We start from the raw sequence: 23,211 nt of genomic DNA on the forward strand, positions 1-23,211 counted from the left end.
GTGTATGAAGGAGACGATTTGATGGCATTTTCAAGTGAAGAAGAGCAGTTACGAAAATTTCGTAACGATGAAATTGCTCAGCACTATTTTGAAGTTTTGCGGACTTTGATTTCTAAAAAATCTATTTTTGCTCAAAATATTGGTCTCTATGATGTGGCTGCTTATCTTGGTGAGATTTTCTCTAGTGTTGGAGCAGAGGTGACAATTGACGAGACCCATACGGCACCTTTTGTCTTGGCAAAATTCAAGAGTTCAAATCCAGATGCGAAAACAATTATTTTCTATCAACACTATGATACGGTTCCTGCGGATAATGATCAGCCATGGACAGATGACCCTTTCTGTCTGACTGTTCGTAAGGGCTACATGTATGGTCGTGGTGTTGATGATGATAAGGGGCATATTACAGCTCGTCTGACAGCCCTTCGGAAATATATTCGAGAGGTTGGTGACCTTCCTGTAAACATTACATTTATGATGGAGGGCGCTGAAGAATCTGCTTCAACCGACCTTGAAAAATATTTGGAAAAATACCGAGATGACCTTCTTCCAGCAGACCTATTGGTTTGGGAGCAAGGAAATCGAAATAGTAAAGGTCAATTGGAAATCACAGGTGGCAACAAGGGGATTATTACCTTTGACTTGTCTGTCGAGAGTGCTGATGTTGATATTCATTCTAAATTTGGTGCCGTGATTGAATCGGCTTCATGGTATTTGCTCAATGCTATTTCAAGTATGCGTGATGATCAGGGACGTATTCTTATCGATGGTATCTATGAAAAAATTATCCAGCCAAATGAACGTGAGATGGATCTTATCGAGACTTACGCCATTGAAAATGCAGATAGCCTCCGTAAGATTTATGGCTTAAAACTACCTATTTTAGAAAGTGACCGCCGAGCTTTCTTAAAAACTTACTATTTTGAACCTGCTCTTTCTATTGAAGGGATTTCGACAGGTTATCAGGGGCAAGGTGTTAAGACCATTCTGCCAGCTCAAGCCAAAGCTAAGATGGAGATGCGCTTGGTCCCTGGTTTGACACCTGAGTATGTTTTGGATTGTATCAAGGCTCACCTCAAAAAAGAGGGGTTTGACCGTATCAAGGTAACCTTCACTCTTGGTGAAGAAAGTTATCGGAGTGATATGTCAGATCCTGCTATTGTCAATGTTATTGAGTTAGCAAAAGGTTTTTATGAAGAGGGTGTTGCTGTGCTTCCAACGGCAGCAGGTACAGGGCCTATGCATATGATTCATAAGGCTTTGGGTGTTCCGATGGCAGCCTTTGGTATAGGGAATGCCAACAGTCGTGACCATGGTGGGGATGAAAATGTTAGCCTAGCAGATTACTACACCCACATTGAACTAATTAAGGAGTTAATTGCAAGTTATGAGTAATGTCATTATTGATTTGAAAAATATTGATATCACCTTTACGCAGAAACGCCGCACCATTCAAGCGGTTAAGGATGTGTCTATCCAGATTGAAAAAGGTGATATTTACGGAATCGTTGGTTATTCAGGGGCTGGTAAATCTACGCTTGTGCGTGCGATTAATCTTTTGCAAGTGCCTACAGCTGGTAAAATCACTGTTGGTAAAGATGTGACTTTTGCAGATGGTAAGGTCCAATTGTCGACAAAAGAATTGCGTCAGAAACGTCAAACGATTGGGATGATTTTCCAACACTTTAACCTTATGTCTCAAAAGACGGCTTATGAAAATGTAGCCTTTGCCCTTCGTCATTCTAAACTAAGCAATGAAGAGAAAGACAAAAAAATTCGTAGTCTTTTGGAATTGGTTGATTTGACTGATCGTGCCGAAAACTATCCTGCACAATTGTCAGGTGGTCAAAAACAACGTGTAGCGATTGCGCGTGCCTTGGCTAACGATCCAGAAATCTTGATTTCAGATGAGTCTACATCAGCTCTAGACCCTAAGACAACTAAACAAATCCTTTCACTTTTGCAAGATTTGAATAAAAAACTTGGGTTGACAGTGGTTATGATTACTCACGAAATGCAAATCGTCAAAGATATTTGTAACCGTGTGGCTGTTATGCAAAATGGTCAACTTTTGGAAGAAGGAAGTGTTCTTAATATCTTCTCAAATCCACAAGAGGATTTGACACAAGAATTTATTGAAACTGCAGCAGGGATCGAGGATGCCTTGGCTAAGATTAATGCACAACCTTTGGTGAGAAACTTACCTGCATCTGCACTTCTTGTTCAGCTTAAATATGTAGGTTCTTCAACAGATGAGCCACTCTTGACTGAAATTTTCAAAGATTACGGTGTTTCAAGTAACATTCTTTATGGTAATGTTGAGATTCTAGGTGACACTCCTGTTGGTGAATTGGTCGTTGTCTTGGATGGTGAGGCAGATAAGGTTCTTGCTGCTCAAAAAGCGATTGAAAATGCAGGTGTCAGCTTGCAAGTACTTAAGAAAGGAGCCCAATAATGGCAGATTGGATTCAACAAAACTTTCCAGATATTTATCGTATCGGTATGCAGGGGGTTAATTCTTGGCCAGACGCTATCTATGCGACACTCTACATGACGGTTATTTCCTTCATCATTGGGGGACTTCTTGGTCTTGTTATGGGCCTCTTCTTGGTATTGACAGGTCCTCGTGGAGTCATTGAAAATAAATTCATTTTCCAAATCTTGGATAAAATCACTTCAATCTTCCGTGCCATTCCTTTCATCATCCTCTTAGCGATTTTGAAAGGATTCACTTACTTTATCGTGGGGACTAACCTTGGTATGACAGCGGCTTTGGTTCCATTGTCAGCTGCAACCTTCCCGTTTTTTGCACGTCAAGTACAGGTGGTACTTGCAGATCTTGACCGTGGCGTTATTGAAGCAGCACAAGCTAGTGGTGCAAGTCTTTGGGACACGATTAAGGTTTATCTTGGCGAAGGACTCCCAGAATTGGTTCGTGTATCAACAGTGACTTTGATTTCCCTTGTGGGTGAAACTGCCATGGCTGGAGCTATCGGTGCAGGTGGTCTTGGTTACATCGCCATATATTATGGATACAATCGCTCAAGTACATCAGTTACCATCTTGGCAACCTTCTTGATTTTGATTTTGATTTTCCTTGTTCAGTTTCTCGGTGATTTCTTAACCCGCAAATTGAGTCATAAATAGAATTTGAAAGCCTGTTTACCACAGACTTTTTTCATATCTTGACGATTTCAGTAATTTATCATAATATGGAAACTGTCGAATGCTTTGTGGTTGCGCTAACCACAAAAAGGAGTTAATGAGTTATGAAACGTTTTATTTCAACTTGGAATAGAACCAGTCTAATTAAGCGCATTGCCATTGGTGTGGTAGTGGGTGCTGTGCTTGGTTTATTTATTCCTAAGTTTACGGTTATTGGTCTCTTGGGAGACATGTTTGTTGGTGGTTTGAAGGCAATTGCTCCACTTTTAGTCTTTGCCCTGGTTGCCAATGCCCTTTCCCAAACGCGAGAAGGTCAACAAAGCAACATGAAGACAGTGATTGTTCTTTATCTCTTTGGGACCTTTGCGGCAGCATTGACGGCTGTTATTTCTCACTATATTTTTCCAATTTCTCTGAAGTTGGGAGCAGCAGCAGCGACTAAAGCGACGGCACCTCAAGGTGTGGGAGAAGTCTTTAAAGATTTATTGCTTAAGATGGTGGATAACCCTGTCAATGCCTTGGCTCAAGCCAACTACATTGGTGTTTTAGTATGGGCGGTTGTCTTTGGTTTTGCCATGCGAACAGCTAGCAATCACACGAAAGATTTGCTTAATACCTTGGCAGAAGTGACTTCGCAAATCGTTCGTTGGATTATTAACTTGGCCCCATTTGGTATCCTTGGTCTAGTCTTTAATACTATTTCTGAGAATGGTGTCGGTGTTTTGGCAGATTATGGTGTCCTAATCCTTGTTTTAGTGGGAACAATGGCCTTTGTTGCCTTGGTTGTTAATCCAATCATTGCTTTTATGATGATGGGGAAAAATCCTTTCCCACTAGTTTTCCGTTGTTTGAAAGATTCAGGGATTACAGCCTTCTTTACTCGCTCGTCAGCGGCTAATATTCCCGTTAACCTTCAATTGTGTGAGGACCTTGGCTTGAATCCTGATACCTATTCTGTTTCTATCCCTCTAGGGTCAACTATTAACATGGCAGGAGCGGCTGTGACAATCAATGTTTTGACGCTTGCTGCAGTGACTACTTTGGGAATTGAGGTTGATTTTGCAACAGCCCTTATTCTTAGTGTGGTTTCAGCTATTTCTGCTTGCGGTGCCTCAGGTATTGCAGGAGGTTCCCTTCTCTTGGTACCCGTAGCATGTAGCCTCTTTGGGATCTCAAATGATTTAGCTATGCAAGTTGTTGGTGTCGGCTTTATCGTCGGTGTCATCCAAGACTCTTGTGAAACAGCTCTCAACTCGTCAACAGATGTTCTTTTTACAGCAGTAGCAGAAAAAAGTCGTTGGAAGAAATCTTAGATAACTACTATATGGTCAGCCTCTTGGGCTGACTTTTTGATTATGTGACTTTAAGTCCGTTTCGCTCCGAAGGTGCGAAACAGATAAACCACCCGCTATGCGGGTGCGCATCGAAGGTTATACCGTCATAACAAAAACACTCCAAACGAGTTACAATATAGGTGTTCAAGCCAATTGTAAAGCGGAAGGAGTTAAGACTATGGCGCAAAAAGCTCACAGTTTATCACATACAAAATGGATGTGTAAGTACCACATTGTATTTACACCTAAGTATAGACGAAAAATAATCTATAATCAATATAGGAGTAGTCTGGGAGAGATTTTTCATAGACTATGCCAATATAAAGGCGTTGAAATAATAGAAGGCCACTTAATGCCAGATCATAGTAAGTATTCCACCACGAATGAGTGTAGCTAGTTTTATGGGATATTTAAAAGGTAAAAGTGCATTGATGATGTTTGATAAACACGCCAATTTAAAATATAAATTTGGGAACAGACATTTTTGGGCAGAAGGTTATTATGTAAGTACGGTAGGACTTAATGAAGCCACAATTAAGAAATATATTCAGGAACAAGAGAAGCATGATATCGCTTTGGATAAATTAAGCGTGAAAGAATATGAAAATCCCTTTAGGGATAACGGTAAGTAATGCGAATGCCTCTTTGAGAGGCTTGTGACGAGTCAAAAGCAATAAGGCTTGAACAAAGTGAAAGCCAGCGTCTTTAGGCGCTGGCTGGTATTATGGGCTTATAGCCCTTGATCAAACCACCCGTTAGACGGGTGGTTATGATTTTAGAGGGAAACATAGGTAAAGGCTATAACTAGCTCAAGAATTTGTCATCTTTAAAATATCTATAAAATGTGATAAAATAAACGTCTCTAATAGAAAAAGGTGAGATATTTATGACTAATAACCTATTAGTACTTCAATCGGATTTTGGTTTGGTTGATGGTGCTGTTTCGGCCATGATTGGTGTGGCCCTTCAGGAAGAAGCGAGTTTGGGAGTTCATCACCTGACACATGATATTACTCCCTACAACACTTTTGAGGCTTCTTATCGTCTGTTTCAGACCGTTGAATACTGGCCAGAGGGGACAACCTTTGTTTCGGTAGTTGATCCGGGTGTAGGTTCCTCACGTAAAAGTGTGGTTGCCTTAACAAAGACAGGGCAATATATCGTCACACCAGATAACGGAACACTTTCTTATATCAAGAAGGTTGTTGGTATCGTGGCTGTTCGTGAGATTTCCGAGGTTGAGAATCGTCGTAGTAACACAGAGCTTTCCTATACCTTCCATGGTCGTGATGTTTATGCCTATACAGGTGCCAAATTAGCTTCTGGTCATATCAGTTTTGAAGAAGTTGGTCCTGAGTTACCTGTGGACAAAATTTTAGAACTTCCAGTGGTTGAAACCATCATAGAGGATAATTTGGTTCGTGGGGCGATTGACATTTTGGATGTCCGTTTCGGCTCTCTTTGGACCTCTATCACACGTGATGACTTTTACGCGTTGGAACCAAACTTTGGTGATCGATTCGAAGTAACCATCTTTAACAATGATATGTTGGTCTACCAAAACCAAGTTACCTATGGGAAATCTTTTGCGGATGTTCGTATTGGTCAGCCAATTATTTATATCAATTCCCTCTATCGTGTTGGCTTAGCCATTAACCAAGGGTCTTTTGCTAAGGCTTATAATGTTGGTGTAGGTTCTAACTGGCACATTGAAATCAAACGTTTAGGAGATTAAAGTAAGATTATGAAAAATAATTCAATTCGTACAGTAGTTGCGACAGGTATTGGTGCAGCACTCTTTATTATCATTGGTATGTTTGTTAATATCCCTATTTTTGGGAATACTAGCATCCAACTTCAGTATGCTGTTCAAGCCCTATTCTCAGTGATTTATGGGCCTATTACAGGTTTCTTTATGGGCTTTATTGGCCATGCGCTTAAAGATGGCATCCAATACGGAAATATCTCATGGGCTTGGGTACTTGCAAGTGCTATTACAGGACTTGTAATTGGTCTATTCAACAAAAAATATGATGTGACAACTGGCAAGTTTTCTTTGATGAGTATGATTTGGTTTAACCTAGCACAAGCATTGGCCCTCCTTATTGCCTATGGTATTGTTACCCCTATTGGTGATAGACTCCAATTTGCACAAGCCTGGTCATACCTTTATGCACAAAGTTTTGTAGCTGGCGTAGCTAACTTTATTACAATTGCAATTGGAGGAACACTCCTTCTTGCAATCTATGCTAGATCACGTACACAATCTGGTAGTCTTACCAAAGATTAGCATGACTTATAGGAGAGTGGGACTGTCAGTTTGTTTTGATACCTCCTCTCTTTTTTAGTAGAAATATGGATAAATACATTAGTTTTAATCACTTTACATTTCAATATGATGCACAAGCAGAAGCGACGCTTAAAGATATCAGCTTTGATATTGCCAAGGGCGAAAAAGTCCTAATCTTAGGTCCTTCTGGTAGTGGAAAGTCGACCCTAGCTCAGTGTCTTAATGGTATCATACCGAATATTCATAAAGGTCAGGCAAAAGGCCAGGTAAGGATAGATGGTCAGGATATTTTCAATCAATCTATCTATGATAAGTCACAGTCGGTATCTACGGTATTGCAGGATCCAGATGGTCAGTTTATTGGCCTAACAGTAGCCGAGGATTTGGCTTTTGCTTTGGAGAATGATTGTGCTGATCAAAGTGAGATGAAAGATAAGGTAGCCCTCTGGGCTGAGCGTCTAGACTTAACCTCTCTTTTGAATCACCGCCCTCAAGATTTATCAGGTGGCCAAAAGCAACGAGTCAGTTTAGCTGGTGTCTTGATTGATGAGAGTCCTATTCTTCTATTTGATGAGCCTCTAGCAAATTTAGATCCTAAATCAGGACAGGGAACCATTGACCTCATTGATAAGATTCACGAGGAGGTAGGAGCTACGACGATTATTATTGAGCATCGTCTAGAAGATGTCCTTTATCGTCCCGTTGACCGCATTTTACTGGTCAATAAAGGAGAGCTCCTCTTTAACGGTAGGCCAGATGAGCTTTTATCGAGTACACTTTTGTTGGAAAATGGGATTCGAGACCCCCTGTATCTGACGGTTTTACGTCAGTTGGGATTTGATACAACTAGAGCACAAAATCTTAGCCAACTAGATGCTTTGGATTTGTCTGGATTAGGTATCCCAGATAGCGTTTTGAGAGATAAAACGGAAACTTCGACCGATTCTATTTTGAAGGTTGAGGGGCTTAGCGTTTCCTATGGAGATAATCCAGCAGTCATAGAGGATATGTCCTTTAGCTTGAAGAAAGGAGAGCGACTAGCGATTGTCGGTAAAAATGGGGCTGGGAAGTCGACGCTTGCTAAGGCTCTATGTGGTTTTGTCCCTAGTCAAGGGCAATTAATTTACAAGGGTCGGGATATTAGTCAGGATAGCATTGCCGAGCGTTCAGAACGTATAGGCTTTGTTTTGCAAAACCCAAATCAGATGATTAGCCAAACTATGATTTTTGATGAGGTGGCTCTTGGTTTGCGCTTGCGAGGAATTGAAGAGACTGAGGTTGAAGAGCGTGTTCATGAGGTCCTGAAGACTTGTGGCCTCTATAGTTTTCGTAAATGGCCCATTTCTGCGCTTTCCTTTGGTCAGAAAAAGCGCGTGACCATTGCATCTATCTTGGTTTTGAAACCTGAAATCATTATCTTGGATGAGCCAACGGCTGGTCAAGATTACAAGACTTACACGGATATCATGAATTTCTTGGACAGTCTTCAGAAGCAAGGTCATACCATTGTGATGATTACTCATGATATGCAGCTCATGTTGGAATATAGCGATCGTTGTATCGTTGTACTTGAAGGTAAAATCATTGCAGATGATAATCCTGTTACCATTCTCAATCAGAAGGATCTACTTGAGTCAGCCAATCTCAAGCAGACATCTCTTTATAGCTTAGGTCAGAAGTTGTTATGTGATCCAGTAAAAGTAACCCAGTATTATATAGAAAAAGGAGGGCCTTATGTCTAATCGTTTAATAGGTTATCAACCAGGTCGAGGTTTCCTCTATGATTTGTCTGGGGCGAGTAAGATGTTATTCTTTATCTTGGTTTCAGTTGCTTGTATGGCTACCTATGATCCACGCTTTATCCTAGCAGTAGGCCTACTTTCGATTTATCTCTTTAACTTGGCCAACATTTGTTGGAGAGATATTTCTTTTGTTGTGAAGATCATTGGCTCGATTGCCCTTTTTAATCTACTTATGGTCTATCTTTTCGCACCTAGTTATGGTGAAGAAATTTATGGAGCTAAGACAGTTCTGATTGAAGGATGGGGGCGTTTCTATTTAACCAGTCAGGAGCTCTTTTATCTTGCAAATCTTTTGCTTAAGTATTTTTCAACAGTCCCTCTTGCCATTCTTTTTCTTATGACGACCCATCCCAGTCAGTTTGCGGCTAGTCTTAATCAGATTGGTATTCCCTACAAATTTGCTTACTCCGTCAGTTTGACCTTGCGTTATATTCCAGATATTCAAGAAGAATTCTTTACTATTCGTAAGGCTCAAGAAGCGCGTGGTTTGGATTTGTCACAAAAGGCGGGACTGGTCAAACGTATTCGTGGGAATCTACAAATCGTTCTCCCTCTGATTTTTTCGTCACTCGAACGTATTGATACTGTATCGACGGCTATGGAATTACGCCGATTTGGTCAATACAAAAAACGTACATGGTATGTGCACAAATCCTTGACTAAACAAGATTATCTTGTAATCGTATCAGCTACTCTTTTATTGGGAATTAGTCTGGAGTTGATTTATCTTAACCATGGGCGTTTTTACAATCCATGGATTTGAAGTTGTCTTTCAGTGAGTTCTAAATAAACGAAAGAGTTCTGAGATGTCTATAGCATCCTCAGAGCTTTTTTAGTTTTTTATTCCCAATTTTTGAACGATATTTATATGAAATTTTCAATAAAGTACTTTATTGTGAAAACGTTTCTGTGATATAATTAAGGGAGTATTGATATAACTAAAAGAGTCTTGATATTATTAAGGAGGAAATTATGTCTAACCTTTCAGTAAATGCTATCCGTTTTCTAGGGGTAGATGCGATTAACCAAGCTAACTCTGGTCACCCTGGTGTGGTAATGGGTGCAGCACCAATGGGTTACACTTTGTTTACTAAGCAAATTCATGTCAATCCTGAAGTTCCAAATTGGATTAATCGTGACCGTTTTGTTTTGTCGGCAGGTCATGGTTCAATGCTTCTTTATGCGCTCCTTCATTTGTCAGGATTTAAAGATTTGAGTATTGAAGAGCTTAAACAATTCCGTCAATGGGGTTCTAAGACACCTGGTCACCCAGAATTTGGTCATACAGTTGGTGTAGATGCTACCTCAGGTCCACTTGGGCAAGGTATTGCTACAGCTGTTGGTATGGCACAAGCGGAGCGTTTCTTGGCTTCTCGTTACAACAAGGAAGGTTTCCCAATCTTTGACCATTATACTTATGTTATTGCGGGGGATGGTTGCTTTATGGAAGGCGTTTCTGGCGAAGCGTCATCTTATGCTGGTCTTCAAAAATTGGATAAATTGATTGTCTTGTACGATTCAAATGATATCAACCTTGACGGTGAAACTAAAGATTCATTTACTGAAGACGTACGTGCACGTTATGAAGCCTATGGTTGGAATACTGAGTTTGTTCAAGATGGAACGGATGTTGAAGCTATCAATGCTGCTATTGAAAGTGCAAAAGCAAGTGGTAAACCATCTTTGATTGAGGTTAAGACTGTTATTGGTCATGGTGCTCCTAATAAACAAGGAACCAACGGTGTTCACGGTGCTCCTCTTGGACCAGATGAAACAGCAGCTGCAAGAGAAAACTTGGGTTGGAACTATGCTCCATTTGAAGTTCCAAAAGAAGTTTATGCTGATTTCAAGGAAAATACAGTTGATCGTGGTCGTCAGGCCTATGACGCTTGGATTGCTTTGGTAGATGAGTACAAACAATCTTACCCAGAACTTGGTGCTGAACTTGAACGCATTCTTGAAGGTAAGGATGCAGTTGAATTCCAAGCTTCAGACTTTCCAGCTCTTGAAAATGGTTATTCACAAGCAACTCGTAATTCAAGTCAAGATGCTTTGAATGTTATTGCTGATAAAGTGCCAACATTCCTAGGTGGTTCTGCGGATTTGGCTCACTCAAATATGACTTACATTAAATCTGACGGTCTACAAGATGATGCACATCGTCTTAACCGTAACATTCAATTTGGTGTACGTGAGTTTACGATGGGAACAGTCTTGAATGGTATGTCTCTCCATGGTGGACTTCGTGTTTACGGTGGTACCTTCTTCGTATTCTCAGACTATGTAAAAGCAGCAGTTCGTTTGTCTGCACTTCAAGGACTTCCAGTTACTTATGTCTTTACTCACGACTCTATTGCAGTCGGTGAAGATGGACCGACTCATGAACCAATCGAACATCTAGCTGGACTTCGTGCTATTCCAAACCTTAATGTTTATCGTCCGGCAGATGCGCGTGAAACACAAGCTGCATGGTATCAAGCTGTAACTTCTAAATCAACACCTACGGCGCTTGTTTTGACACGTCAAAACTTGACTGTTGAAGAAGGAACAGATTTTGATAAAGTCTCAAAAGGTGCTTATGTTGTTCATGAAACAGCAGCAGATTTTGATACTATTCTCCTTGCTTCTGGTTCAGAAGTAAATCTTGCAGTAGCATCAGCAAAAGCTTTGGAATCAGAAGGTTACAAAGTTCGTGTTGTGAGTGTTCCATCAACAGATGTCTTTGATGCACAAGATCAAGCCTACAAAGAGGAAGTTCTTCCAAATGCAGTTCGTCGTCGTGTAGCAATCGAAATGGCAGCAAGTCTACCATGGTATAAATATGTTGGTTTAGACGGTGCTGTGATTGGAATTGATACATTTGGTGCCTCAGCTCCAGCTGCTAAAATTATTGAAGAATATGGCTTTACAGTAGAAAATGTCGTTGAAACAGTAAAAGGTATGAACTAAGATAGTTTGAATTCTTAGACAAAAAAACATTGGTTGTAAGGACCAATGTTTTTTGTCTAATGAAGAAAGGGTACCTAGGGCTGTTAACGATGTATTTGAGACACTGGGTGGCCCAATCTATCATGGTGCAGACTGTCATTTCTCTAACTACTTTGCAAAACATGGTAAGGACTTTGATATTGAAGTAGCTATCAATAACTATCTAGGTATTCAAGAAATGTTAGTCTATCTAAGTCATTTTATTTCAAATATCCTAAATAATCGAATTTTTCTAGTGTTCGATTGTCAGCGACTACTAGAATAATTCCTTCGGTAGGTAGTTTATTTGTTGGGTCAAAGTGAGTGTTTAACCTACCATTTTCCTCATCTCTAAAACCAATAACGTTGACATTATAAGTTTGTCTTAGATTTAAAGTATGCAAGGACTTTCCGGCCCATTCATTAGGGATTTTCAACTCAATTAAAGCCACATCATCCTCTAAATGAAAAACATTTGATATATTATAGCGGAGGATATTTGAAGCCAATTCTTTTGCTGTGCTACGTTCAGGGGTGATTACCCAGTTAGCACCCATTCCGTAAAGGACTTCCTCATAATTGTTATTCGTAGCTTTGGCGATAATATTTGTGATACCAAGTTTTTTACATTGTAGGAGCGCTAGCGCAGACGATTCTAGGTGTTCTCCAGTTGCAATAATGACTGAGTCGCAAGTATCGATACCAGCAGAACGTAGAAATTCAATGTCAGTAATGTCCCCAACAGCAGCCTTAGTCACCTGATCAGCAAGGGAATCAATTGTTGTAGAGTTGTTGTCCAAGGCGATGACATCTTGTCCAAAAGAGGAGAGTTCGGTTGCAATTGTTTGTCCAAAAATTCCTAAACCGAGGACCCCAATAATTTGTGTTTTCATATAAAATCCTTTCAGAATATTGTCAATTAATAAAATAGTTTAGCCGACTGAAATGTCAGTTGGGGCATAAGAAACATGTTTTTCTTTTTTTGTCATCAAGCTCAAGAGAACAGTAATAGGTCCGACACGACCAATGAACATCAGAGCCATGATAACGAAGCGTCCTAGGGTATTTAGATTAGGGGTCAAATCCATTGAAACACCAACGGTCGCAATGGCTGACACACTCTCAAAAAGTAGGCCTAGTGGTGAGAGAGTAGGATTAGTTTCCAGCAAAATAACATAGCCGACAAAGAGCATCGTTAGGAAAAAGAGTATAACTGTGAATGCTTGCAAAATGGTTTTATTAGATATAATACGGTTTCGAAAAACAACGCTCGAGTTACCAGACAGCTCTGACTTAAAAAGTAGGAACATGATAGAGGCAGTTGTCACCTTGATACCACCCGCAGTTCCTCCAGGACCACCCCCAATAATCATCTGAATCATAAAAAGAAGATTTGTAGAAAAATCAGCATTGGTATAGGAAATAGTCGCAAAACCAGCGGTACGCATGGTTACAGTCTGAAAGAAACTTACCAGAAGTTGCTGCCAGACATTGAGAGTACCGATGGTTTTAGAGTTATCCATTTCCAGCAACCAAGCAAGTAGTGTTCCTCCTAATAGGAGACAACCTGTACTTATAAGCACAAGACGGCTTTGATTACTGAAAGGTCTCCAAGCTAATTTCCAATTCCTTGGACGATCTTTAATATAACGTCTCATTAGTTGAATCAAATCAATCCAAACTGCAAATCCCAAGCTTCCAGACATGATGAGAAAAGCTACAGCAAGGTTAATGGTTGGATTGGTTGAATAATCCTGTAAACTGTTAGAACCTAAGTTATCAAATCCAGCATTACAAAAGGCAGAGACAGCTAGAAAGAGACTATTAAAAATGCCATGACCAAGTCCAAAACGAGGAATGAAATCAGTCATAATCACAAGTGATGCCATAGCTTCAATAGAAAAAGTTATTTTATAGACCTTAAAAAGATAAGACTTCAAATCTTTTTGGCTATCCCTACTAAGTGCGGATTGAAGGAGATCTTGATCGCTCAGTCCTAATTTATTTTTAAGGGTATAGGTACTAAAGGCTACAAGAGAGACTAGTCCAAGTCCTCCCGTCTGCATGAGAAGCATAGAGAGAATTTGACCAAGACCATTGTAAGCCTTACTGACCGGGACAACAGAAAGTCCAGTTACACAGACCATTGACACAGTATTGAAGAGATGGTCTAGGTAGCTTGTTTCTGGACTGTTAACATAGTGGCTTATGGGAAGGCTAAGTAAAATACTCCCCACTATGATGACAAAGACAAAGCTGAGCACAAGCTTTTGCGTGACAGAAAGACGATTGATCAATGAAAACCTCCGAGTTATCATAAGAATAAATAATAATCCAAGAAGCAAGAAACATCCTTGGATAAACGTTATAACGGCTTTTTGTTAGGCATCCCAGCACGACGTGGGTACTTATTTGGGGTTTCTTTTTTCTTATTGACAATGGTGATATTACGTCCATCCCCATTTGGCAGTTTATAGTTCTCGTTGAGAACAGGCTTGGCAAAAAGCAAGTTCAAGGCATTTTTAGCATTGGCTAGCTCTTCGTCAGCTGCTGCAGCTTTAAGTGCAATAAGCTGCCCACCCACTTTTAAGAAAGGAATGGTCAATTCTGAGAGAACCTGCATGCGTGCAACAGCACGGGCAGTTACAATATCAAACTGAGCACGGAAGGCCTTGTCTTGTCCAAAATCCTCTGCACGTCCATGATAGAAGTGAACACCGCTGAGATCAAGTTCATCGGCCAAGAGATTAAGGAAATTGATGCGTTTATTAAGAGAGTCAATGATAGTCACATCAAGTTCAGGACAAAGGATTTTCATAGGGAGACTTGGAAATCCAGCTCCAGCTCCGATATCGAGAAGTCGAATAGTCTGATTTTTAATATGTCCTTGGAGAACAGGAGCTAGGGAATCGTAGAAATGTTTGAGGTAGACCTCGTCTCTTTCTGTGATTGCAGTAAGGTTGATCTTTTCGTTCCATTCTACCAAGAGCTCAAAGTAGCGTTGGAATTGGTCTTTTTGTTTTTGGCCGAGATCGAACCCCAGTTCTTTCAGAGCCTTGTAAAAATCTTCAGGTGTCATTTTATATTCCTTTTATCTAGTTTCAATGCCCCTATTTTACCATAATTAATTTCTTTCATCTAATGGCAAAAGATTGTTTAAGATTAAGTAAGAACCAGTTTTTAATAAGCTGCTAAAAAAATTCCTAAGTTTAAAATTATGTAATATTAAAGATGTTATTTTCTCTTTAAAATCTGATATAATGTTAATTAAGTCTAAAATCATAATTACTCGCTTTAATGAAAAGTGAATATAGGGGATTATGGTCTTGTGGATTGAAAATAGATCCCTATGGGAAAATTTAATTTGAGGATTAAAAATGATTTATCTTTCAGAAGTTAGAAAGTCTCCAGAAGGGCTAGCCTTTAATGAAGCACCTTCTTTGTTGGAGTCAATTAAAGAACGCTATGACCAAGTTTTAAATCTTGAACAACTTCAAGCAAGTGGTCATGTAGTCTATGATAATGGCTTATATCTTTTAGATTATCAACTTAGCTATGATATTACTTTGCCATCTAGCCGTTCACTTGAGCCTACGACACTTGGGTTTAATTACCCAGTCTCGGAAACCTTTATACAAGAGGCTGATGCTGCTCTTCAAAAGGAATTAGTCGAAGAAAATCTAGTTCTTATCTTGGATGGCGATACTATTAACCTTAATGAGAGTATTTTAGATAATATTCTTCTTAATATTCCTTTGAGAGTGCTGACACCTGAAGAGGAATCAGGACAAATTTCGCTCTCAGGTAATGATTGGGAAGTCTTGTCAGAAGAGGATTTTGAAGCTCTTAAACAAGAGAAGAAAGAGGCAAGTAATCCTTTTGCTCAATTGAATGGACTATTTGATGACAATTGATTCAAAAAAAACAAACTAAAAATGTTTGACAATTTTAAAATTCTATATTATTCTATCATTATAAGCTAATTTTCGGATTTTTTCATTGGGTAAATCTAAATACTTTTTGGGAAAATGGAAGTCAAAAAATTTTTTATGAAAGTGGTAAATAGTTATTATGAGCAAACGCATTTTGATTGTTGAAGATGAGAGAAACCTTGCTCGTTTTGTCTCTCTTGAACTTCAACACGAAGGATATGACGTTGTGACAGCAGACAACGGACGCGAAGGACTTGAAATGGCACTTGAGAAAGATTTCGATCTTATTCTCTTGGACCTTATGTTGCCTGAGATGGACGGTTTCGAAGTGACACGTCGTCTCCAACAAGAAAAAAATACTTATATTATGATGATGACAGCTCGCGACTCAATCATGGATATTGTTGCCGGTTTGGACCGTGGAGCTGATGACTATATTGTAAAACCATTTGCGATTGAAGAACTGTTGGCACGTATTCGTGCAACCTTCCGTCGCCAAGATATCGAAGCTACTAAGAATGCACCAGCTAAAGCGTCAACCTATCGCGATTTGAAATTGGATGTTCAAAACCGTGCAGTTGTTCGTGGTGATGAGGCGATTCCATTGACAAAACGTGAGTTTGATTTGTTGAACACACTTTTAAGCAATATGAACCAAGTAATGACTCGTGAGGAACTCTTGCTTCAAGTCTGGAAATATGATGACGTAATTGAAACAAACGTTGTAGATGTTTATATTCGTTACTTACGTGGGAAAATCGACATTCCAGGTAAGGAATCATACATTCAAACAGTACGAGGGATGGGTTACGTTATCCGTGAAAAATGAGTAAATTATTTGGTAAAGTAACTATTAGAAAAAAGTTGACCATAACAGCTGCTGTGGTCTTCTTTATTGTATTGTCGATGTTCACTCTGGTTGTTGTTCTCTCAGCCAATACGCTTCTTTTGCAACGTGAACGTCAAAATGTAAATAATACAATCTCAAAAGTTGTTACTTATATCGAAAAGGACTGGGACTCTGATGAAGAGTTGAGTCCAGAACCGCTTTTAGCGGCCCTTTATTCACCGAAAGATATCTATGGATCAATGATTAATGGAGTGCTTTCTGAAAAGCATTCCTTAGATGGTCAAGTTGCGGTTTCTAATAAATTATATTCCAATCAGTCTGTCTATGTTTATGACAAAAAGGGAACTTTTATCTTTACTTCTGAGGAGGATACAGACTCACCTCCAGGCATGTCTGAGGTCAATAAACTGAAGTCGGTTTCCTATAAAGGTAAACGTGGTTTCTTATTACAAGTTCCAATCTATGGCAAGGATAAGAAGACCATTGTTGGGTATGCTCAAGTTTTCCATGATTTGGAATTCTACTATGCGTTAAAAAAGCGTCTAATTTTTCTATTGATATTCCTTGAAGTAGGAATAACTGTCTTAGTTATTGCAGTAACTGTAGTTGTCTTGACATCTATTCTTCGTCCGATGAGGCAGTTGCACGAAACGATGGGTATTATTACAGATTCGCCAAGTGACTTGGAGCTTCGTTCTAAGATTGAGAGTCATGATGAGATTGGTGATTTGGCGGTTAACTTTAACCGTATGATGGATAAAATTCAAGAAAATAATCAGATGCAGATGCGTTTCTTGAGTGACGTCAGTCACGAATTACGTACTCCAATTGCAGTTATTAAGGGACATATGGACCTCTTGCAACGTTGGGGTAAAAATGATCCTGAAATCCTTGAAGAAAGTCTTGAAGCTGCAAGTCACGAAGCCAACCGTATGACGATTATGATTAACGATATGTTGGATTCTATTCGTGTTAAAGGGTCATTTGACAATCATAGAAATGATACATGTGATTTGAATTCTTCAATCCGTACGGTTATTGGGAATTTCCGTGTCCTACATGAAGACTACCAATTCTATCTCAATGATTTTGAGAGTTCAGAGCGTCCGGCACAGATTTACAGCCAGCATTTTGAACAGGTTATTACTATTTTGATTGATAATGCAGTCAAGTATTCGCCTGTTAATAAGGAAATCCAGGTTACTATCAAGGCTCTGGAAGATGAGATGTTAGTACAGGTACAGGATAATGGTGAGGGTATCTCCAAAGAAGATATTGAACATATCTTTGAACGCTTCTATCGTTCAGATAAGGCGCGTAACCGTACGACAACCCAATCTGGTGTGGGTATTGGCTTATCAATCCTCTATCAAATTGTGGAAGCTTATCGATGCCATATTGATGTCAGTTCAGAACTTGGTGTGGGTACACGTTTTGACCTCTACATTCCTTTTGCAGGGTCAGAAACTACGACACCTCAACTTGAGGATTAAGTCAATTTACAAGAGATTTATACTAATGCTCAATCATGAGCACGTCTAGTTAAAGACGTGCTTTTTATGTGTTTTTATGGTAAAATAGAGTACTGAATTTCGAAGATTGGTGGTGAAGTGCATGCGTTGTCCAAAATGTCAACATAATAAATCTAATGTTATCGATAGCCGTCAGGCAGAGGATGGAAATACTATTCGTCGTCGTCGAGAGTGTGATGCTTGTCATGCCCGTTTTACTACATTTGAGCGTGTGGAAGAAGTTCCACTTTTAGTTGTCAAAAAAGACGGTACTCGTGAACAATTCTCTCGAGATAAGATTTTCAATGGTATCTTGATGAGTGCTCAGAAGCGCCCAGTTTCAAGTGAGGATATTGAAAATGCCATCACCCGTATAGAGCAAAACATTCGCCGTAACCATGATGGAGAGGTTGATAGTGAAGTTATTGGGAATTTAGTCATGAAAGAACTAGCAGACCTTGATGAAATTACCTATGTCCGTTTTGCCAGCGTCTACCGTTCTTTCAAAGATGTTGATGAGATTGAAAAATTACTTCAAGAAATCACCAAGACTGTCCGTGCGAAAAAAGAGTCTAAAAAATGAGACCTATTGAAGAATTTGTCTATGTTGGCAATCAGGTTATCGTTCCCGATCAGGCAAGTTTGATGCGTTGCTATTATCCCATTATCGGGAGTGAGGGATACGCTCTCTACCAGTATTTCCTGGCTTTTTATGACAATGGTAATCACCGTCATAAGTTTGCGGCTATTCTGAATCATCTTAACTTTGGTATGCAGCCTCTTCAGGAATCCCTGGCGGTCCTGACAGCGGTAGATCTCTTGGCCTTTTACCAGTCACCTCAAGGGTTTTATGTTGTAGAGCTTAAGTCTCCCCTATCTATCGAGCAGTTTCTAAAGCATGCGGTCTATAGTTCACTTCTAGAGCAAAAAATTGGTGAACCAGCAGTAGATGCTTTAAAACCGACGAGTTTACATGGTTTACAAGATTTATCTAAACGTTTTTCGGATGTTTTTACTGATGAGCGTTTGGCTCAAAAGTCTGTTTCTGAAATTAAGCCTAAAAATTCATTTGATTTAAGTAGTTTCAGGAATCGTATGCAGGCTGATGGACTTGTATTTACAGATGAAAAGACAGATGTTCCAGAAATCTATAAATTGTCTGAAACCTATGACATGAATTGGTATGATACCTATCTCTTAGCTAAAAAGACAGCCGTGAACCACCAGATTATTGTTAAGCGTATGCAAGTGCAATTAGAGCAGGCTCAAGCTCAAAAATTGGGTAGTGATTCTGCATTGACGGAGACGGAGCAAAAGATTCTTAAAGCTGTTAAATCTGAAAAACCTGTTGATTACTTACAGAGTGCTAAGGGTCCAGGCGGGACTGTAACTAATTCTGAGAAGAAGATTCTCACGGATTTGGCACAAAGAGGCTTTATGGATGAGGTTATTAACCTCATGGTTGCCTACAGTTTGGGACGGACACGTTCAACAAATGTGAACCGAGAGTATATCTCTAAACTTGCCAACGATTTTGCCTTTAAGAAGATTGTTACTGCTGAACAAGGGCTTTTGGCTTTGCGTAGTGGTTACGACAAAAAATCACATCGGGCAAAAGATGATTCTAAGAGGAAAACAAATGTACCTAGCTGGAGTGATCCTGATTACGATAATCAAACCAGTCAGGCCGATCAAGCCAAGTTAGACGAAATTAGACGTCGGGCTTTGGCAAAACTAGAAAAAGGAAAGGAGTAGCCAATGGAAAGAGTTGGACAAACCCTCAACCGAACAGGGCATCATGGGTCTGGCAATGCAACAGATTTAACCAAGCAAATTTTGGCAGATCCAAGAGTGGCTAGCTTTATTCAAGAACATGGCTTAAGTCAGGACCAAATCAAGCGTAGTCTTCCAAAGTTCAATCAATTCTTGGTGGAATGCCGTAAGGTCAAAGAAGGTGATGTCACCTACATTGCCAAAGGGTATGAGCCGATTCTGACCATGAATGAAGGCTACGCTGATGTGACCTATAAGGAAACGCGTCAGCTTAAGGAGCAACAAGAACAACAGGCTATTTCTAAGCGGATTAACTTGGTGAGTTTGCCTCAGTCTTATCGCAAGATTACCTTTGCTGATATCGCGCTAGATGATGCCGCTCGTGTTGATACCTTTGAGACACTTATTGATTTTGTGGCTAATTACCCTAGTCCAGACCAGAAAGGTCTCTATATCTACGGGGATATGGGGGTTGGGAAATCCTTCATGTTGGCAGCTATGGCCCATGAGCTTTCAGAGACTAAGAAGGTTGCAACGACCATTATTCATTATCCATCTTTTGCTATTGATGTTAGAAATGGGATTAAGGACAATTCTGTGAAGGAACAAATTGATGCTGTCAAAGAAGCAGAAGTCCTAGTTTTAGATGATATTGGTGCAGAGCAATTCTCTTCTTGGATTAGGGATGATGTTTTGCAAGTCATTCTCCAGTATCGCATGATCGAGGAGCTACCAACCTTCTTCACATCCAACTATAGTTTTGCAGATTTAGAAGCTAAGCTATCCAATGGACGTCAAGGAGACGAGACTTGGCAGGCCAAACGTGTGATGGAACGTATTCGTTTTCTAGCTAAAGAGGTTCACTTGAAAGGTGTTAATCGCCGTTAAGGTGATCCTAATAATGATAAAGAACAAGCGTGTTTGCTTTCCTTGGTGGAAGTGAGACTGCTAAATGAAGAAAGGAATCCCTAATTTAATCAGGGACTTAAATATATGACATTACCTACAGTTGCTATCGTGGGTCGCCCAAATGTTGGGAAGTCGACCCTATTTAACCGAATTGCGGGTGAACGTATCTCCATCGTCGAAGACGTTGAAGGGGTAACACGTGACCGTATTTATACCTCTGCTGAGTGGCTTAACCGTCAATTTAGCTTGATTGATACAGGTGGTATCGATGATGTCGATGCTCCATTCATGGAACAGATTAAGCACCAAGCTGACATTGCCATGACTGAAGCTGATGTTATTGTCTTTGTCGTTTCAGGCAAGGAAGGCGTGACAGATGCGGATGAGTACGTTGCCCGTATTCTCTATAAGACCAACAAGCCAGTTATCTTGGCGGTAAATAAAGTGGATAACCCTGAAATGCGTGCAGATATCTATGATTTCTATTCTCTTGGGCTTGGCGATCCCTACCCAGTTTCATCTGTACACGGTATTGGTACGGGGGACGTTCTCGATGCTATCGTTGAAAATCTTCCAACAGAAGTTGAAGAGGAAAATCCAGATATCATCCGTTTCAGTTTGATTGGGCGTCCAAACGTCGGAAAATCAAGTTTGATTAACGCCATTTTAGGTGAGGACCGAGTGATTGCAAGTCCTATTGCTGGTACGACTCGTGATGCCATTGATACAAACTTTGTGGACAGTGACGGTCAAGAGTATACCATGATTGACACTGCTGGAATGCGTAAATCTGGTAAGGTTTATGAAAACACAGAAAAATACTCTGTAATGCGTTCTATGCGTGCCATTGACCGCTCTGATATTGTTCTTATGGTTATCAATGCCGAAGAAGGTATCCGTGAGTATGACAAGCGTATTGCTGGTTTTGCTCATGAAGCTGGTAAAGGGATTATCATTGTAGTTAACAAATGGGATACGATCAAGAAGGACAACCATACTGTTTCCAACTGGGAAGCAGATATCCGTGATCAGTTCCAATTCTTGAGCTATGCTCCAATTATCTTTGTATCGGCTGAGACGAAACAACGTCTTAACAAGTTGCCGGAGATGATTAAACGCATCAGTGAGAGTCAAAACCGTCGTATTTCATCGGCTGTCTTGAATGATGTTATCATGGATGCCATCGCCATCAACCCAACACCAACTGACAAAGGAAAACGCCTTAAGATTTTCTACGGCACACAAGTTTCGGTTAAACCACCAACATTTGTTGTCTTTGTCAATGAAGAAGAGCTTATGCACTTCTCATACATGCGTTTCTTGGAAAATCAAATTCGTCAGGCCTTTGGTTTTGAGGGAACACCAATCCATTTGATTGCCCGTAAACGTAAATAAAAAAGTAGACCAACCAGAATAGAATCTTTATGGGTTGGTCTTTTATCATTGTAAGGAGAAAACGATGTTAGAAAATATTCAAGCTTATTTATCTAAACAAGGAGTTAAGTATATCAAACCTGAAAAAGCGGGTCCGCATCAGGAAGAGATGGAAGCGCTCAAAAATTTGGGACAAGCTGCTCGTAAGGAGATGCAGACTTTAGCAAAACGTCTAGAGGAGCGCCTAGATCCCATGAAAATGGATCGTGTCAGCAATTGGGCCAATCAGGCACAATTATGTCGGCCACACTTTTGGTGCTATTACAGGGCACCTGAGGACAGTTTAGATGATGTTGCTATGGCGATTCGACTCTACGGTCAAGCTGAAGATTGGGGAATCTCAGTTGAAGTGAGCTTTGTCGAACGGAAAAAATCAGATACTACTCTAGCGAAGCAACATAAGGTCCTAGACTTACCGATTACTTTTCCACTTTATTATCTTGCTCAAGAAGATGGTGACAGTCATCGTGTGGAAGGGACTGAAGCGAACCGTCAGATGTTTAAAGAAGCAGTCAAAGATGGTCGTGTTCGAAAGGTCTTGGTTAAATATGATGTTCCTGTGGCGGATAGCTTGACTATAGATGACTTGCTAGATCAACTAATGGAAGGCTTTCAACTGCTAAGGCCTTATTATGATAGTTGTCAGGATGCAAATAAGTTGTTGGAAGATTAGTGTAAAAAGGAGAGTAAAAATGCAAGGATTATTAATGATTGATATGCAAAAAGCCTTTGATAATAGTTCATGGGGAGAACGTAATAACCCTCAGCTTGAAGTGAATTCCCAAAAATTACTCAATTTTTTTAGAGAAAAGGGATGGCCAGTACTGCATGTTCAACACGTATCTGAGAATACTCAATCACGTTTTCACGTATCTCAAGGTCAAGATTTTAAAGATGGCTTTCAACCATGCCCAGGTGAACCTGTTTTCCAAAAGATAGTTAATAGTGCTTTCATTGGGACGAATTTAGAAAGCTATTTAAGAGATAAAAGAATTGATAAGTTAGTTATTGCAGGCTTAACCTTGCCACACTGTGTGTCTACCACAACTCGCATGGCGGCTAATTTAGGGTTTAAGACGTTACTTATTTCAGATGCAACGGCCAGTTTTGCCCTACCCAATTTAGATGGTCATTTGATAGATCCAGAGGTCCTGCATACCATAAATCTAGTATCCTTACACGGTGAATTTGCTCAAGTAATGACAACAGAGGAGTTCATGGGGGGATGATAATGATACATAAGT

21 protein-coding genes and 2 pseudogenes are annotated in these 23,211 nt (G+C 40.0%); 20 read left to right on the forward strand and 3 right to left on the reverse strand.

Going from position 1 to position 23,211, the window contains the following annotated elements; translation table 11 throughout:
- Positions 1 to 21 precede the first annotated feature (21 nt).
- From EL076_RS01645 to EL076_RS10180, 11 genes and pseudogenes are all read left to right on the forward strand, one after another.
- Complete coding sequence (locus tag EL076_RS01645; RefSeq protein WP_117647524.1) at positions 22 to 1,395, forward strand: M20/M25/M40 family metallo-hydrolase; 1,374 nt, start codon at positions 22 to 24, stop codon at positions 1,393 to 1,395.
- Positions 1,388 to 2,455, forward strand: a complete 1,068-nt coding sequence (locus EL076_RS01650) for a methionine ABC transporter ATP-binding protein (protein WP_003092247.1) — start codon at positions 1,388 to 1,390, stop codon at positions 2,453 to 2,455. Before EL076_RS01645 ends, EL076_RS01650 begins: the two co-directional genes overlap by 8 nt.
- On the forward strand, positions 2,455 to 3,147 hold the full coding sequence (locus EL076_RS01655; protein ID WP_003092149.1) for a methionine ABC transporter permease: 693 nt from the start codon (positions 2,455 to 2,457) through the stop codon (positions 3,145 to 3,147). The genes EL076_RS01650 and EL076_RS01655 overlap by 1 nt, the downstream gene beginning before the upstream one ends.
- Positions 3,148 to 3,269: 122 nt before the next feature.
- On the forward strand, positions 3,270 to 4,478 hold the full coding sequence (gene sstT, locus EL076_RS01660) for a serine/threonine transporter SstT (protein ID WP_117647523.1): 1,209 nt from the start codon (positions 3,270 to 3,272) through the stop codon (positions 4,476 to 4,478).
- A gap of 199 nt (positions 4,479 to 4,677) precedes the next feature.
- Positions 4,678 to 5,131: pseudogene (gene tnpA / locus EL076_RS01665) on the forward strand (IS200/IS605 family transposase).
- A gap of 254 nt (positions 5,132 to 5,385) precedes the next feature.
- A complete protein-coding gene (locus EL076_RS01670; protein WP_003097965.1) occupies positions 5,386 to 6,234 on the forward strand; it encodes an SAM hydrolase/SAM-dependent halogenase family protein in 849 nt (282 codons plus the stop codon).
- Between the two features lie 9 nt (positions 6,235 to 6,243).
- On the forward strand, positions 6,244 to 6,789 hold the full coding sequence (locus EL076_RS01675; RefSeq protein WP_003092236.1) for an ECF-type riboflavin transporter substrate-binding protein: 546 nt from the start codon (positions 6,244 to 6,246) through the stop codon (positions 6,787 to 6,789).
- A gap of 65 nt (positions 6,790 to 6,854) precedes the next feature.
- Positions 6,855 to 8,531 carry an ABC transporter ATP-binding protein gene (locus EL076_RS01680; protein WP_003097962.1) on the forward strand — a complete coding sequence of 559 codons (1,677 nt, stop codon included), beginning with the start codon at positions 6,855 to 6,857 and terminating at the stop codon, positions 8,529 to 8,531.
- Complete coding sequence (locus EL076_RS01685) at positions 8,524 to 9,354, forward strand: energy-coupling factor transporter transmembrane component T family protein (protein ID WP_003092123.1); 831 nt, start codon at positions 8,524 to 8,526, stop codon at positions 9,352 to 9,354. The genes EL076_RS01680 and EL076_RS01685 overlap by 8 nt, the downstream gene beginning before the upstream one ends.
- A gap of 209 nt (positions 9,355 to 9,563) precedes the next feature.
- Positions 9,564 to 11,540 carry a transketolase gene (gene tkt, locus EL076_RS01690; protein WP_048787928.1) on the forward strand — a complete coding sequence of 659 codons (1,977 nt, stop codon included), beginning with the start codon at positions 9,564 to 9,566 and terminating at the stop codon, positions 11,538 to 11,540.
- Positions 11,541 to 11,592: 52 nt separating this feature from the next.
- Positions 11,593 to 11,763, forward strand: a pseudogene (locus EL076_RS10180) (ascorbate 6-phosphate lactonase); the annotation flags it as partial.
- Positions 11,764 to 11,779: 16 nt separating this feature from the next.
- Here the strand turns inward: EL076_RS10180 and EL076_RS01700 are convergent.
- The 3 genes from EL076_RS01700 to rsmG form a co-directional block, all read right to left on the reverse strand.
- Positions 11,780 to 12,451 (reverse strand): potassium channel family protein, encoded by a 672-nt coding sequence (locus EL076_RS01700; protein ID WP_003092220.1) that lies wholly within the window; start codon positions 12,449 to 12,451, stop codon positions 11,780 to 11,782.
- A 39-nt stretch (positions 12,452 to 12,490) separates the two neighbouring features.
- Positions 12,491 to 13,855 carry a TrkH family potassium uptake protein gene (locus EL076_RS01705; protein ID WP_126428989.1) on the reverse strand — a complete coding sequence of 455 codons (1,365 nt, stop codon included), beginning with the start codon at positions 13,853 to 13,855 and terminating at the stop codon, positions 12,491 to 12,493.
- A gap of 68 nt (positions 13,856 to 13,923) precedes the next feature.
- A complete protein-coding gene (rsmG, locus tag EL076_RS01710) occupies positions 13,924 to 14,637 on the reverse strand; it encodes a 16S rRNA (guanine(527)-N(7))-methyltransferase RsmG (protein WP_126428991.1) in 714 nt (237 codons plus the stop codon).
- Positions 14,638 to 14,935: 298 nt separating this feature from the next.
- Here rsmG and EL076_RS01715 point away from each other — a divergent pair, with 298 nt between their 5' ends.
- The 9 genes from EL076_RS01715 (at position 14,936) to EL076_RS01755 (ending at position 23,196) form a co-directional block, all read left to right on the forward strand.
- Positions 14,936 to 15,472, forward strand: coding sequence for a DUF177 domain-containing protein (locus tag EL076_RS01715; protein ID WP_064519554.1), 537 nt, complete (start codon positions 14,936 to 14,938; stop codon positions 15,470 to 15,472).
- A gap of 157 nt (positions 15,473 to 15,629) precedes the next feature.
- The gene (locus EL076_RS01720; RefSeq protein ID WP_126428993.1) at positions 15,630 to 16,319 is read left to right on the forward strand and encodes a response regulator transcription factor; all 690 of its coding nucleotides are present in this window, start codon (positions 15,630 to 15,632) and stop codon (positions 16,317 to 16,319) included.
- Positions 16,316 to 17,833 carry a HAMP domain-containing sensor histidine kinase gene (locus EL076_RS01725; RefSeq protein ID WP_003092189.1) on the forward strand — a complete coding sequence of 506 codons (1,518 nt, stop codon included), beginning with the start codon at positions 16,316 to 16,318 and terminating at the stop codon, positions 17,831 to 17,833. Before EL076_RS01720 ends, EL076_RS01725 begins: the two co-directional genes overlap by 4 nt.
- 121 nt (positions 17,834 to 17,954) lie before the next feature.
- Positions 17,955 to 18,434, forward strand: a complete 480-nt coding sequence (gene nrdR / locus EL076_RS01730; protein ID WP_003092257.1) for a transcriptional regulator NrdR — start codon at positions 17,955 to 17,957, stop codon at positions 18,432 to 18,434.
- Complete coding sequence (locus EL076_RS01735) at positions 18,431 to 19,606, forward strand: DnaD domain protein (protein ID WP_126428995.1); 1,176 nt, start codon at positions 18,431 to 18,433, stop codon at positions 19,604 to 19,606. The genes nrdR and EL076_RS01735 overlap by 4 nt, the downstream gene beginning before the upstream one ends.
- A 3-nt stretch (positions 19,607 to 19,609) precedes the next feature.
- Positions 19,610 to 20,512: a primosomal protein DnaI gene (dnaI, locus tag EL076_RS01740; protein ID WP_126428997.1), complete on the forward strand. Its 903-nt coding sequence runs from the start codon at positions 19,610 to 19,612 to the stop codon at positions 20,510 to 20,512.
- Positions 20,513 to 20,617: 105 nt separating this feature from the next.
- Entirely contained in the window at positions 20,618 to 21,928 is a 1,311-nt protein-coding gene (der, locus tag EL076_RS01745) for a ribosome biogenesis GTPase Der (protein WP_003092252.1), read from the forward strand.
- Between the two features lie 64 nt (positions 21,929 to 21,992).
- Positions 21,993 to 22,640 (forward strand): ribonuclease P, encoded by a 648-nt coding sequence (locus EL076_RS01750; RefSeq protein WP_126428999.1) that lies wholly within the window; start codon positions 21,993 to 21,995, stop codon positions 22,638 to 22,640.
- Between the two features lie 19 nt (positions 22,641 to 22,659).
- Entirely contained in the window at positions 22,660 to 23,196 is a 537-nt protein-coding gene (locus tag EL076_RS01755) for a cysteine hydrolase family protein (protein WP_164555386.1), read from the forward strand.
- Positions 23,197 to 23,211 lie beyond the last annotated feature (15 nt).

The sequence above is a fragment of the Streptococcus vestibularis genome (assembly GCF_900636445.1).
Taxonomy (GTDB): Bacteria; Bacillota; Bacilli; order Lactobacillales; family Streptococcaceae; genus Streptococcus; species Streptococcus vestibularis.